Source organism: Burkholderia anthinoferrum (assembly GCF_002925705.1).
Lineage (GTDB): Bacteria > Pseudomonadota > Gammaproteobacteria > Burkholderiales > Burkholderiaceae > Burkholderia > Burkholderia semiarida.
In genome coordinates this window covers 364,015-376,883 of sequence record NZ_LFZP01000041.1, presented here as the reverse complement: position 1 = coordinate 376,883, position 12,869 = coordinate 364,015, and the positions used below count along the sequence as shown (strand labels likewise).

Sequence of the window (12,869 nt, the reverse complement as noted above, 5' to 3'; positions counted from 1 at the left end):
TTGCGTCATACGTACTCGGTCGGCACGACCACGGGCCGGCGTTCGAGCGACGCCGACCACAGCGTGAGCGCGAGCGCCGCGACGGCCATCGCGACGCCGACCCACGGCAGGTTCACGAGCGATACGCCCGAGCCGATCGCCATCCCGCCGAGCCACGCGCCGGTCGCGTTGCCGAGGTTGAACGCGCCTTGGTTCAGCGTCGACGCGAGGTTCGGCGCGTCGCTCGCGCGATCGACGATCATGATCTGCAGCGGCGGCACGATCGCGAACGCGAGGATGCCCCACACGAAGATCGTCGCGAGCGCGGCGAACGGCAGATGCATCGTGCCCGCGAACAGCGCGAGGACGATGCCGATCAGCGCGAGCGTCGCGATCAGCGACGGCATCCGGCGCCAGTCGGCGAGCTTGCCGCCGAGCGTGCCGCCGACCGTCAGGCCGAGGCCGAACAGCAACAGCACGTAGGTCACCTGATGCGGCGAGAAGCCCGTCACGTCCTCGAGGATCGGCGTGATGTACGTGAACACGCTGAACAGGCTCGCGGACGCGAGCACGCTGATGCCGAGCACCATCAGCACCTGCGGATGCTTCAGCACGCTGAATTCGCGCGTGATGCTGGTGTCGGGCGTCACGAGGTTTTTCGGCAGGCACACCGCGAGCGCGGCGGCCGCGGCGATGCCGATGCCGGTGACGGCCCAGAACGTCGCGCGCCAGCCGAACGCCTGGCCGAGCGCGGTGCCGAGCGGCACGCCGAGCACGTTCGCGAGCGTGAGGCCGGTGAACATCAGCGCGATCGCCTGCGCGCGGCGGTTCGGCGCGACGAGGTTGCTCGCGACCACCGAGCCGATGCCGAAGAATGCACCGTGGCAGAACGCGGTGACGACGCGCGCGGCCATCAGCACCGCATAGCCGGGCGCGATCGCACAAAACAGGTTGCCGGCGATGAACAGGCCGATCAGGCCCATCAGCGCGCGCTTGCGCGGCATCTTCGCGGTGACGATCGCGAGGATCGGCGCGCCGATCGTCACGCCGAGCGCGTATCCGGACACGAGCATCCCGGCGGCCGGGATCGACACGCCGAGATCGCGCGCGACATTGGGCAGCAGCCCCATGATCACGAATTCGGTGGTACCGATTCCAAATGCGGCGACGGCAAGGGCGAAAAGAGGCAGGGGCATCGCGGTAGGCTCGGGAAAAGAGGCCGCTCGAGCCCAAGCGCGGGAGACGCGGGGCGGGCGGTCGGTGAGGCGAACGTCAGCCGCGATTCTACTTCAGTGAAAACCCTTATGTTTGGGGTCAAAACGGATGTTGCCGGCGTGCGACGGGGCGGCAAGCGGGAAGTTCATATTGTGGGATTTGCGGCGATTCGGTCGCGAGCGACGGCGGTTGCCGGACCGTGGATCAGGCGATGGGTTCGGACAATCCACCGGGCATCGTGGCCGACGTTTCTTTCATTTCAGTCTCTATTGACGACGCAGCCGATCCGGCCCCGTCGGTCGCCGCCGGATCGTCCCAGCCGTTCTCGAACAGGCAGGCTTCGATCGGCATCCGCGCGGCCCAGCGTTCTTGTTCCAGCATCGGCTTCGCATAAAACGCATCGACGTGCCCGACGCACAGCACGGCGATCGGCTTCGCGCCGTCGGGCATCCGCAGCAGCGTGCGCAGCGCATCGACGTCGAACAACGACACCCAGCCCATCCCGAGCCCTTCCGCGCGCGCCGCGAGCCACATGTTCTGGATCGCGCACGCGGCGGACGCCAGGTCCATCTCGGGCAGCGTGCGGCGGCCGAACACGTGGCGCTCGCGGCCGTCGGCGAGCGCGACGACCAGCAACTCGCCGCATTCGCGCACGCCTTCGACCTTCAGCCGCATGAATTCGTCCTGGCGTTCGCCGAGCGCGTCGGCGGTCGCGCGGCGCTCGGCCTCGACCAGTGCGTGGACCGACGTGCGCAATGCGGGATCGGTGATGCGGATGAAGCGCCACGGCTGCATGAAGCCGACGCTCGGTGCGTGGTGCGCCGCGCGCAGCAGGCGCGCGAGCACGGCCGGATCGACGGGCGCCGGCGTGAAATGGCGCATGTCGCGCCGTTCGAAGATGGCACGGTAGACGGCGGCGATGTCGGAATCGTCGAAACGCATGAGCGGCAAAGGCAGGGATGACGTCGACGCAACGATAGCAGACGGCGCGCGCGGGAATCGTTACGTCACCTGAAACAATGCGCGTAATTGTGGGTGATGGCGAGTGCAGTGTGCGGCAACCTGCACAAGCAAACGATTGCGAATGCGCTGCCGGCCGTCAAACGTGCCGTTTTTCGTGGTTTCTCAGCGGTTTGCCGTCACGACGTTCCGCGGCGCGCCCGCATGCCACGCCTCGATGTTCAGCAGCGTCGTGTGCGCGATCTCGGCCAGCGCCTCGCGCGTGAAGAACGCCTGGTGCGACGTGACGATCACGTTCGGGAACGTCAGCAGGCGCGCGAGCACGTCGTCCTGCAGCGGCAGGTCGGAGTGATCCTCGAAGAAGAGCCCGCTTTCCTCCTCGTACACGTCGAGCCCGAGATGACCGAGCTGGCCGCTCTTGAGCGCGTCGACCAGCGCCTGCGCATCGACGAGCCCGCCGCGCCCGGTGTTGATCAGCATCGCGCCATGCTTCATCCGCGCGAGCGTCCGTTCGTTGATCAGGTGGTGGGTCGACGGCAGCAGCGGGCAATGCAGGCTGACGACGTCGGCGCGATGCAGCAACTCGTCGAGCTCGACGTAGCGCGCGCCGAACGCGATCAGTTCGTCGTTGTACGGCGGCACCGAGTGCGCGAGCACATGCATCCCGAAGCCCATCATGATCTTCGCGAACACGCTGCCGATGATGCCGGTGCCGATCACGCCGACGGTCTTGCCGTGCAGGTCGAAGCCGAGCAGCCCGTTCAGCGAGAAGTCGCCTTCGCGGGTGCGGGCGACGGCGCGCGGCAGGCGGCGGTTGAGCGCGAGGATCAGCGCGACCGCGTGCTCGGCGACCGCGTGCGGCGAATACGCGGGCACGCGCACGACCGTGACGCCGAACCGTTCGGCGGCGGCCAGGTCGACATGGTTGAAGCCCGCCGAGCGCAGCGCGATCAGCCGCGTGCCGCCGTCGGCGAGCCGTTCGAGCACGGCCGCGTCGACGGTGTCGTTGACGAACGGGCAGACGACGTCATAGCCGTGCGCGAGGATCGCGGTTTCCGCGTCGAGGTGCGACGGCTGGAAGTGCAGCCGATAGCCGAACTGCCGGTTGGCGGCGGTAAACGAATCGTCGTCGTACTGCCGGCTGCTGAACAGGATCACGCGCACGCTGCACCTCCGAGGGCTGACGCGCGCAGTTTACTGCAGGCCCGTGACGATGTCGGAGCGGTCGGGGCCGCGCACCGGCCGCAGGAAGCCGTAGTCGGTCCGCTCGCGGCCGGACGGCGCGCCGAAGTGCTCGAGCGCGTGCTCGACGAAGCTGCGCGTGCGGGCCGGCACGTACTGGCGGTTCGGATAGACGAGCGACAACTGCGCGTCGGGATCGTCGATCCGGTAGCCGGCCATCAGCCGCACGAGCGTGCCGTGGTTGAGCGCGTCGGCGACGCACGGCTCGGGCAGCACCGCGATGCCGGCGCCGGCCACCGCCGCCGCCTGGACGAGCGCGAGCTGGTTGACCGTGCAGGCCGGGCGTACCGTGACCGAATGGACGACGCCGTCGTGACCGACCAGTTGCCACGTCGGCGCGTGCTGGTGCGGCGCGAGCGTGACCCAGTCGTGGCCCGGCAGGTCGTCGGGCACGCGCGGCTCGCCGCGGCGGTCGAGATAGGCGGGCGCCGCGCACGCGACGAACGGGTTCGGCGCAAGGGTGTGGCCGATCAGCGCCGGGTTGCCGTCGAGCCGGGTGCCCGTGACGATGCCGACGTCGTAGCCTGAATCGAGCACGTCGAGCGGCCCTTCGGCGACGGTCAGCTGCACCCGCAGCTCGGGATAGCGGTGCCGGAAGCTGCTGACGAGCGGCGTCAGCGCGAGCGGCGACAGCAGCCCCGACGCGACGACGCGCAGCGTGCCGGCCGGTTCGCGCACGGCATGCGCGACGGACGATTCGAGGTGGTCGAATTCCTCGAGCAGCGCGCGGCAACCGTCGAGGTAGCGCACGCCGGCCTCGGTGAGCGACAGGTTGCGCGTGGTGCGATGGATCAGCCGGGTGTTCAGGTGGCCCTCGAGCATCGCGATGGAACGCGTGACGAGCGCATTGGACACGCCGAGATGGTGCGCCGCGCGCCGGAAGCTTTGCTGCTCGGCGACGCAGACGAATACACGCATGGTCTGAATCTGGTTCATGGCTTGCGTATTTCTGGCCCGGTTGATTGATTTTGGTTGTGATTTATCGCCGCGCAACGCCGAAAGCGCATCGCGCGGCCCCTAGCGCTCCCTCGTATCGAAAATGGAATTTCGATTCCGCAGACGATTGTTCAATAAAGAACCGATATCCGTCAACCTGCGAAAACGGGCGGCTTGCGTAAAATCGAAATCGCGAGTAACGGTTTAACGCTGCGGTGCGGCAAGGAGGTGCGGGGTAAAACCGGCGCGGTATTGGTGGATTCGTCGGCTTGGAGAATATTTCCCATTCAATCAACGGGTTGTGTGAAATGTGAGCACGCCGTAGCAGCGCCTTTCGGAGTCGTTCCCCAATACATGCAACCGTAATGGATGTTTTTTCCACGTTCGGATTTTGTGTATCGAATTCGCTCCGCGATTTGTATCAGGTAACCGGTGTATTCGTACGATACGCCAATGGGGGGCTGAACTGTCAGTTTCGACGAATAGTCTCGATATTGGCGGAGAAAATCGCGCCCGCGGAACGCGAATGGAACCGTTTCTCGACCGGCTCGCACGCCCCTTTTCAATCCGGACGGCCGTCGCGCGAGCGGTGCGCGGCCGGCTGGCCCGGTCCGGCGACCGGGCCACCGTCGTGCTGTCCGAACGGGGGTGCCTCTTGCGCAAGGCGGCGGAACACGGAATGATCGTTCAGTTCGCTGCGCGTGCAACGGGCGCCGTGCATACGGGCGCCGTCCCGCGGGCGTTCGCGCACTTCCTTTCCTCACTTTTTCCAGCCATGTCCATCGATCATTCGCCGATTCCCTGTCCCGTCGTCGTGCCGCTCGACGCGATCCTGCCCGAAGAACCGCTGCTGATGATGGGGGCCGGCCCGGTCCCGATCCCGGCCGCCGTCGCCAAGGCGAACACGATCGTGATCAATCACCTCGGCGCGACGATGGCGAAGATCATCGAGCAGGTGAAGGAGATGGCGCGCTACGTGTTCCAGACCCGCACGAAATGGGTGCTCGGCGTCGCGGGCCCCGGCTCGGCCGCGATGGAAATGGCGATCTCGAACCTCGCGTGGCGTGGCACGCGCGTGCTGTCGATCCGCAACGGGTTCTTCAGCGCGCGGATGGCCGAGATGGCCACGCGCGTCGGCGCCGACGTCGCGACGCTCGAAGTGGCCGACCGCGCGGTCGCGAGCCTCGACGAAATCGCCGACGCGATCGCGCGCGAGCGGCCCGAGATCGTCACGATCGTGCAGGGCGAGACGTCGAACACCGTGTGGAATCGCGACCTGCGCGACATCGCCGCGCTCGCGAAGGCGGCCGGCGCGCTGGTCGTCGTCGATGCGGTATGCACGCTGTCGACGATGCCGCTCGAGATGGACGCGTGGGGCATCGACGCGGTGATCACCGGCGGCCAGAAGGGGCTGTCGTCGATCCCGGGCGTGTCGCTGATCGCGTTCTCCGATGCCGCGTGGGAACGCATGAAGCACCGTCCCGAGCCGAATGCGCACTGGTGCCTCGACATGGCGCTCGCGGAGAACTTCTGGCACAACGCCGGCTATCACTACACGGCGCCCGTGTCGGGCGTGCTTGCGCTGCACGAGGCGCTGCGGCTCGTGTGCGCGGAGACGCTCGAGAGCCGCTTCGCGCGCCACCTGCGCTGCTCGCTGGCGCTGCAGGCGGGCGTCGAATCGATGGGGCTCAAGCTGTATGCGCCGAAGGACTGCCGGCTCAATTCGGTGGTCGGGATCGAGACGCCGGAAGGGCTCACGCCCGGGATGGTGTGCGGCCATATCTCGAAGCAGTACCAGGTCGAGATCTCGGGTTCGTTCGGGTTGCCGATCGTGCGGATCGGCCAGATGGGCGAGCAGTGCCGCGAACACAACCTGTTCCGCACGCTGCATGCGTTCGGCCGCACGATGGTCGACCTGAAGGTGCCGGTCGACCTGCCGGCCGGCGTCGCGGCGCTCGAACAGGAACTGTCGCGGCGCGGCGCGTAAGCCGGGAGGCGCGGCACGGGGCCGCGCTCAGCGGCGCTGCATCGCGCGCCGGTACGTATTCGGCGTCGTGCCGTGCGCGTCGCGAAAGCGATGGCTGAAGTGGCCGGCATTTGCGTAGCCGCAGTCGGCCGCGATCTGCGCGAGCGGCAGCGCGGTCGTGCGCAGCAGCTCGCGGGCCCGGGCGAGCCGTTGCTCGGCCACCCACGCGTGCGGCGCGCGGCCGAACGACAGCCGGAACATCCGCGAGAAGTGATATTCGGACAGCGCGGCGACCTCCGCGAGTTCGCCGAGCGTCAGCGGCTGCGTCAGGTACGTGTCGATGTAGTCGCGCACGCGGCGGCGCACGGCCGGCGCGAGCCCGCCGCGGAACGACGTGTCGGTGCGCATCGTGCTCTGCCCGCGCAGCAGCAGGCTCAGTACTTCGTGCGCGGTCTCGTTCACGCGCAGCCGCTCGTCGGCATCGTCCCAGCCGTCCAGCGCGAGCGAGCGCAGCAGCGCGGCGACGCGCGCATCCTCGAAATAGGTGCGATCGGCGAGCTTCAGCTCGCGTGGCTCGCGATCGAGCTCGCGGATCGCGCGCTGCGTGAAGTGCTCGGGCAGGAAATACAAGTGGATGAAATGCATTTCGCCGCGCACCCACCAGCGTGATTCGTGATCGCCCGGCAACGCACACAGCAGGCTCGGCGCGCCGTAGCGCGGCACGCGCTGGCGCTCGGTCCGGTAGCCGCCGTCGAGGTAGCACGACAGCGTGTGGTGGCCGGGCTGCTCGTAGACCGTCTCGCTTTCGTCGGTGATTCGCGTCCATTCGGCGATCGCGAGATGGTCGCCGAGCCACGCGAAGCGCTCGAGCGTCGCGTTCGCGTCGGCGAGCGTGCGGCACACCGACTGCAGGCCGAACGGCAGATCGCCGCCGGCCAGGGCGGCGGCGCGGTCGATGGGCGGGGCGCAGAGGGAGAGACTCATGATGCGCCGAGTATAAGCGGGCGCGCGGCGCCGCGTGCGGCGCGCCGAAAAAGACCGCAATTCCGGACAATTGGCACGCGTCGTGCGGCGGCATAGTCGGGATCCCGATTCACCCGAATGTCCGGATTGCCGCCATGAACCTGTCGCTTTATTTCGTCACCGTGCTGATCTGGGGCACCACCTGGATCGCGATCAAATGGCAGCTCGGCTCGGTGCCGCCGCCCGTGTCGATCGCGTGGCGCTTCTGGCTCGCGGCCGCCGTGCTGTTCGCGCTGCTGCGCGTGATGCGCCGCCCGGTGCGGCCGCCGCGCGAAGCGTGGCGCTTTCTCGTCGCGCAAGGCTTCGCGCTGTTCTGCCTGAATTTCCTGTGCTTCTACTACGCGGAGCAGGTCGTGCCGAGCGGGCTCGTCGCGGTGATCTTCTCGACCGCGCCGCTGCTGAACTCGATCAACGGCCGGCTGTTCATGGGCCGCCCGCTGCGGCCGTCGGCGATCGCCGGCGCCCTGCTCGGGCTGACCGGCATCGCGTGCCTGTTCTGGCAGCAGATGGCCGGCCATCTCGACGACCACGCGACCTGGGCGGGGCTCGCGATCGCGTTCGCCGGCACGATGTGCTTCTCGGCGGGCAACCTGCTGTCGAGCCGGATGCAGTCGATGGGGCTGCACCCGCTCGCGACCAACGGCTGGGCGATGCTGATCGGCGCGGCGATCCTGACCGTCGGCAGCGCCGCGGCCGGAATGCCGTTCACGCTCGACATGAGCCCGCGCTATCTCGGCGCCCTCGTGTACCTGGCCGTGCCGGGCTCGGTGATCGGCTTCACCGCATACCTCACGCTCGTCGGCCGCATCGGGCCGGAGCGCGCCGCGTACTGCACGGTGCTGTTCCCGATCGTCGCGCTGGCCGTGTCGACGGTGTTCGAGGGTTACCAGTGGTCGCCGCTGGCGGTGGTCGGGCTGCTGCTCGTGGTGGCCGGCAATCTCGTCGCATTCGACCTCGCGCGGAGGTTGTTTCTGCGGACGGCATGAGAAGTTCGCGGTTGCGCGAACACATGATCGACGCAACCGGCGAACGGCCCATTTTGTTGACACGGTTGACTTGGTTTCGATTCAGGGCTACGCTCGATCATTCCGGACGTGACGGGAGGTGATGATGATTGCGCGAGCGCATACGCTGGAAGGGACGGCCGTCGTTCTTGATGTCGAGGCGGAGGAAGCGCTGCGCAGCGCTGTCGGCGCCGCGACCATGCTCGGCCCCGATCGCGCGCGGGCGCTGCTCAGCTTGTCCGACGAGCAATTGGGGCATCTGTTCAAGGCCGGCATCGCGCAGGTCATCGATCTGGCCGGCACGATCACGTTCGGCATCGCTGCTGCCGCGACGCGCGACAGGAAGCCGACCGGCGGGAAGAAGCGGGCGGCGGGCGTCGCCGCCGATCCGGAGCGGCAGGTGCAGGCGGAACGGCGCATGCTGGTCGCCGACGGCAAGCTGCTGCCTGCCGCGCAGACATGGGCCGGCCTGGGCATGACGCGGCAGGCGCTCAGCAAGGCCGTGGCGTCCGGCCGGATCTTCACGGTCGATGTCGGCGCCGCACAGTACTATCCGGCCTTCTACCTGACGGGAGATATCGATCGGAAGACGTTGGGCAGGGTGACGCAATGTCTGGGCGGTTTGCCGGGATGGAGCAAATGGCAGTTCTTCACGACGCCGAAGGCGTCGCTGGGCAACGTTACGCCGCTCGTCGCGCTGTCGCGCGGGAAGGTGGACGAAGTCGAGCGCGCCGCCACGGCGTTCGCCGAGCGCTAGGCGGCCCGTTTGCTGACGGCGCCGGGGGAACATTTCGCGAGCGCGACACTGGTGACGCGCGAGGTGGCGCCGACGGCGCTCGTGCGCATCTCGCGATTCGCGACGGGCGAGCCGTATTTCGGCAAGTCGGGCGGCAACCGCTTCGACGATCCGCGCAAACGGCGGCGGTATGGCACCAGCTACTTCGGTTTCGATCTGCATTGCGCATTCGCCGAGACGGTGCTGCACGACGAAGTCGCCGATCTGGTGCTGGGCGGCTTTCCGCTCGTGACGACCGAACTTGACCGCTATGTCCTGTCGTTCGATGGCGCGCCGCTGACCGTGGCCGTCCTGCATGGTTGCCGTTAAAAAACCTGGGCGGCGATGGTGCGTTGTCGACCATCGCACCGTACGACGTTCCGCAACGGTGGTCGCTTGCCGTCCACCGGCATCCCCGCCGCGTCGACGGGTTTTTGTACATGTCGCGCCATCTCAACACGTCGGAAGCGCTCGTGCTCTTCGATCGTGCCGAACCGAAGCTCTCGCTCGGGCGCGCCGTCCCGTTCAGGCGTCATCCCGATGCGGCCCGCGTATTGCGGGACTTCAACGTACTACTGCGTTGATGTGCGTCGCGGGCGCGGCAACGCGCCTCCCGCTTCTCACGCCGCCGCACCGCTCCCCGCCACCCGCGCCTGCCGCTGGTACAGCATCATCGACAGCGCGACGCCTGCCGCGGCGGCCACCGCCGCGAACAGGAACACCTGCGGATAGCCGAACGCGCCCGCGACATAGCCGGCGAGCGGGCCGGTGATGCCGAGGGACAGGTCGAGGAACACCGAATACGCGGACAGCGCCGCGCCGCGGCTCGCGGCCGGCACGAGCGCGACGGCCTCGACGCCGAGCGCCGGGAAGATCAGCGCGAAGCCGAAGCCCGTCAGCGCCGCGCCGACCAGCGCGACGTGCGGCACCGGCGCGAGCCACAGCAGCACGAGGCCCGCGCATTCGAACGCAAACGACACGATCGCGACGCGGAAGCCGCCGTACGTCTTGATCGTGTTCGCGAACAGCAGGCGCGCGCCGATGAACAGCGTGCCGAACACGGTCAGCGACAGTGCGGCGTTCGGCCAGTGGCGCGCCGCGTAGTACAGCGTGACGAAGGTCGCGATCGAGCCGAAGCCGGCCGAGCCGAGCGCGAGGCCGAGGCCGTGCGGCAGCACGCGCGTGAACACGCTCGCATACGACATCCGTTCGCCGTGCACGAGCGGCACCGGCGCGATCAGGCGGGCGAGGTAGAAGCCGAGCGCGGCGAGCGCGATCACGATCACGCCGATCAGCGCCGGATTCAGCGTATGCGCGATCGCGACGCCCACCGGCGCGCCGAGCGCGAGCGCGCCGTAGGTCGCGATGCCGTTCCACGAGATCACCTTCGCGTTGTGCGCGACGCCGACCCGGCCGATGCCCCACAGGATCGCGCCGGTGCCGCACAGGCTTTCGCCGACGCCGAGCACGAGCCGGCTCGCGACCAGCAGCACCAGGCTCGCGACCGGCCAGTGCGCGAGCAGCAGCGCGACGAGCAGCAGCACGCCCGACACGCCGCAGCCGACCAGCCCGCGCAGCACCGTCTGCTTCGGCCCGAGCGTATCGGCGAGGCGCCCGGCGAGCGGCCGCGACGCGAGCGTCGCGAAGTACTGGACGCTGATCGCGCCGCCCGCGACGATCGCGGAAAAGCCGAGCTCGTCGTGGACGAAGCCCGGCAGCACCGCGAGCGGCAGGCCGATGGTCAGGTAGCAGATGAACGTGAAGCAGACGACGGACACGATTTGCAGCGTGAGCGCGAACCCGCTGCGCGGCGGTGTGGCGGAATCGGATGACATGGGGTCGGAACGAATGGCGAAACGAACGGAAAACGGCAGGAAAGGGAATCGGGATTTTCCCATGGAACCGGTTTTCCCGCAGGTACCGTTTAGTTAACCGCGCCCCTATTCAGGAAGAGGGCGATGGTCTGCGCCCGGGAGCGGGCGAAGCGCCCCGCGCGGCAAGGGCCCGGGCCCGCCGTGCGCGCATATCGCGGCAGTTATATGAGCCGCATGCGTGATGGGCTATGGGTTGCGGAATTTGACGGTGATAGCGTGCAAACTGTCGGAAAAACGTCGGTCGAGCGCTCCGCGCAGGCCGCCTTGCCCCCAATTTGAAGAAACGCCGAGACATGAGTGAGCCGATTCGCTTCTACCATCGTCACGCGATCCGCGAAGTCAGCGGCGCGGACGTGACCCGCACCGTGCTGCAATATCTGCGCGAGGATGCGCATTGCACCGGTACCAAGGAAGGCTGCGCGGAAGGCGACTGCGGCGCGTGCACGGTCGTCGTCGGCGAGCTGACCGACGCCGGCGCGGTCGAGTTCAAGGCCGTCAACGCATGCATCCAGTTCCTGCCGACGCTCGACGGCAAGGCGCTGCTCACGGTCGAGGACCTGCGCCGGCCGGACGGCACGCTGCACCCGGTGCAGCAGGCGATGGTCGATTGCCACGGTTCGCAATGCGGGTTCTGCACGCCGGGCTTCGTGATGTCGATGTGGGCGCTGTACGAGAAGCATGGCCACGAAGGCTGCGGCAGTGCATGCGCGAAGGCGAAGGACGTGCCGACGCGCACCGAGATCGCCGATGCGCTGACCGGCAACCTGTGCCGCTGCACCGGGTATCGCCCGATCGTCGATGCGGCCGTGCGGATGTTCGACGCGGCCGGCGTAGGTGCGACCGGCGAAGGTGCGGCCGGCGAAGGCGCACCGGCGCCCGCCGCGCCCGTCGACACGGCCGCGCTGGCCCGCACGCTCGCGTCGCTCAGGCGCGACGACACGTTCGACTACACGACGATCGACGGCGCGCGCTTCGCGGCGCCGCGCACGCTCGACGCGCTGGCCGCGCTGAAGGCCGAGCGTCCCGATGCGCGCATTCTCGCCGGCAGCACCGACATCGGCCTGTGGGTGACCAAGCAGATGCGCCGCCTCGACGACCTGATCTACGTCGGCCAGATCGCCGAGCTGCAGCAGATCGTTCACGGCGACGACTGGATCGGGATCGGCGCGGGCGTGACGGTCGAGAAGGCCTATGCGGCGCTGGCCGGCACGTATCCGGAGCTGACCGAGATGTGGAAGCGCTTCGCGTCGCTGCCGATCCGCAACGCGGGCACGATGGGCGGCAACGTCGCGAACGGCTCGCCGATCGGCGATTCGATGCCGGGCCTGATCGCGCTCGGCGCGCGCGTCGTGCTGCGCGGCGGCGACACGGTGCGAGAGCTGCCGCTCGAGGCGCTCTACACGGGCTACCAGCAGAAGGACATGGCGCCACACGAATTCGTCGTCGGCCTGAAGGTGCCGACCCGCACCGGCGCGCGCGACAAGCTGCGGTTCCGCACGTACAAGCTGTCGAAGCGCTTCGACTCGGACATCTCGGCCGTGTGCGCGGCGTTCGCGTTCATCGCGGACGGCGACACGATCCGCGAGCCGCGCATCGCGTTCGGCGGGATGGCCGCGACGCCGAAGCGCGCGACCCACACGGAAGCCGTGCTCGACGGCGCGCAGTGGCACGAAGCCACCGCGCAGGCGGCGATGCAGGCGCTCGAGCGCGATTACCAGCCGCTGTCCGACATGCGCGCGACGAGCGCGTATCGCCTCGATACCGCGAAGAACCTGATCTATCGCTTCTGGCTGGAGACGCGTGCGCACGACCCGCTGCCGCCGCAGGCGCTGAACGTGCGCGAAGTGGCCGCCGAAGCAGGCGCCGAAGTGGCCGACGACGCGGCGCGCGTCTGA

The 12,869-nt window shown here is 68.3% G+C and carries 12 protein-coding genes; 6 read left to right on the top strand and 6 right to left on the bottom strand.

The window, feature by feature from the left end; all coding sequences use genetic code 11:
• Positions 1-5: 5 nt before the first annotated feature.
• The 4 genes from C5F75_RS15120 to C5F75_RS15105 all read right to left on the bottom strand — a co-directional run bounded on the left by C5F75_RS15120 (position 6) and on the right by C5F75_RS15105 (position 4,332).
• Positions 6-1,175, bottom strand: a complete 1,170-nt coding sequence (locus tag C5F75_RS15120; RefSeq protein ID WP_104012407.1) for an MFS transporter — start codon at positions 1,173-1,175, stop codon at positions 6-8.
• A 223-nt stretch (positions 1,176-1,398) separates the two neighbouring features.
• The gene (bluB, locus tag C5F75_RS15115) at positions 1,399-2,136 is read right to left on the bottom strand and encodes a 5,6-dimethylbenzimidazole synthase (RefSeq protein WP_059574240.1); all 738 of its coding nucleotides are present in this window, start codon (positions 2,134-2,136) and stop codon (positions 1,399-1,401) included.
• A gap of 183 nt (positions 2,137-2,319) precedes the next feature.
• Positions 2,320-3,318 (bottom strand): 2-hydroxyacid dehydrogenase, encoded by a 999-nt coding sequence (locus tag C5F75_RS15110; protein WP_104012406.1) that lies wholly within the window; start codon positions 3,316-3,318, stop codon positions 2,320-2,322.
• A gap of 30 nt (positions 3,319-3,348) precedes the next feature.
• On the bottom strand, positions 3,349-4,332 hold the full coding sequence (locus tag C5F75_RS15105; protein WP_104012405.1) for a LysR family transcriptional regulator: 984 nt from the start codon (positions 4,330-4,332) through the stop codon (positions 3,349-3,351).
• A gap of 775 nt (positions 4,333-5,107) precedes the next feature.
• On the opposite strand from C5F75_RS15105, the gene C5F75_RS15090 reads away from it, so the two are divergent.
• Positions 5,108-6,319: a pyridoxal-phosphate-dependent aminotransferase family protein gene (locus C5F75_RS15090; protein ID WP_059574237.1), complete on the top strand. Its 1,212-nt coding sequence runs from the start codon at positions 5,108-5,110 to the stop codon at positions 6,317-6,319.
• Positions 6,320-6,346: 27 nt separating this feature from the next.
• Here C5F75_RS15090 and C5F75_RS15085 read toward each other — a convergent pair whose 3' ends face one another.
• Complete coding sequence (locus tag C5F75_RS15085) at positions 6,347-7,282, bottom strand: AraC family transcriptional regulator (RefSeq protein WP_060965628.1); 936 nt, start codon at positions 7,280-7,282, stop codon at positions 6,347-6,349.
• Positions 7,283-7,416: 134 nt separating this feature from the next.
• On the opposite strand from C5F75_RS15085, the gene C5F75_RS15080 reads away from it, so the two are divergent.
• From C5F75_RS15080 to C5F75_RS37210, 4 genes are all read left to right on the top strand, one after another.
• Positions 7,417-8,307, top strand: coding sequence for a DMT family transporter (locus tag C5F75_RS15080; RefSeq protein ID WP_059642048.1), 891 nt, complete (start codon positions 7,417-7,419; stop codon positions 8,305-8,307).
• 121 nt (positions 8,308-8,428) lie between these two features.
• Entirely contained in the window at positions 8,429-9,082 is a 654-nt protein-coding gene (locus C5F75_RS15075; protein ID WP_226224168.1) for a hypothetical protein, read from the top strand.
• Between the two features lie 9 nt (positions 9,083-9,091).
• On the top strand, positions 9,092-9,430 hold the full coding sequence (locus C5F75_RS37215) for an RES family NAD+ phosphorylase (RefSeq protein ID WP_258048565.1): 339 nt from the start codon (positions 9,092-9,094) through the stop codon (positions 9,428-9,430).
• A gap of 23 nt (positions 9,431-9,453) precedes the next feature.
• The gene (locus C5F75_RS37210) at positions 9,454-9,684 is read left to right on the top strand and encodes an RES domain-containing protein (protein ID WP_258048564.1); all 231 of its coding nucleotides are present in this window, start codon (positions 9,454-9,456) and stop codon (positions 9,682-9,684) included.
• A gap of 36 nt (positions 9,685-9,720) precedes the next feature.
• Here the strand turns inward: C5F75_RS37210 and C5F75_RS15065 are convergent, their stop codons facing one another.
• The gene (locus C5F75_RS15065) at positions 9,721-10,935 is read right to left on the bottom strand and encodes an MFS transporter (protein ID WP_059574233.1); all 1,215 of its coding nucleotides are present in this window, start codon (positions 10,933-10,935) and stop codon (positions 9,721-9,723) included.
• Positions 10,936-11,267: 332 nt separating this feature from the next.
• On the opposite strand from C5F75_RS15065, the gene xdhA reads away from it, so the two are divergent.
• Positions 11,268-12,869: a xanthine dehydrogenase small subunit gene (xdhA, locus tag C5F75_RS15060; RefSeq protein ID WP_104012403.1), complete on the top strand. Its 1,602-nt coding sequence runs from the start codon at positions 11,268-11,270 to the stop codon at positions 12,867-12,869.

Bases quoted from the DNA above. Each gene is read 5' to 3' on its own strand.
- C5F75_RS15075 (WP_226224168.1), top strand. From the start codon at position 8,429: ATGATGATTGCGCGAGCGCATACGCTGGAAGGGACGGCCGTCGTTCTT.
- bluB (WP_059574240.1), bottom strand. From the start codon at position 2,136: ATGCGTTTCGACGATTCCGACATCGCCGCCGTCTACCGTGCCATCTTC.
- C5F75_RS15120 (WP_104012407.1), bottom strand. From the start codon at position 1,175: ATGCCCCTGCCTCTTTTCGCCCTTGCCGTCGCCGCATTTGGAATCGGT.
- C5F75_RS15105 (WP_104012405.1), bottom strand. From the start codon at position 4,332: ATGAACCAGATTCAGACCATGCGTGTATTCGTCTGCGTCGCCGAGCAG.
- C5F75_RS15080 (WP_059642048.1), top strand. From the start codon at position 7,417: ATGAACCTGTCGCTTTATTTCGTCACCGTGCTGATCTGGGGCACCACC.
- C5F75_RS15065 (WP_059574233.1), bottom strand. From the start codon at position 10,935: ATGTCATCCGATTCCGCCACACCGCCGCGCAGCGGGTTCGCGCTCACG.
- C5F75_RS15085 (WP_060965628.1), bottom strand. From the start codon at position 7,282: ATGAGTCTCTCCCTCTGCGCCCCGCCCATCGACCGCGCCGCCGCCCTG.
- xdhA (WP_104012403.1), top strand. From the start codon at position 11,268: ATGAGTGAGCCGATTCGCTTCTACCATCGTCACGCGATCCGCGAAGTC.
- C5F75_RS15090 (WP_059574237.1), top strand. From the start codon at position 5,108: ATGTCCATCGATCATTCGCCGATTCCCTGTCCCGTCGTCGTGCCGCTC.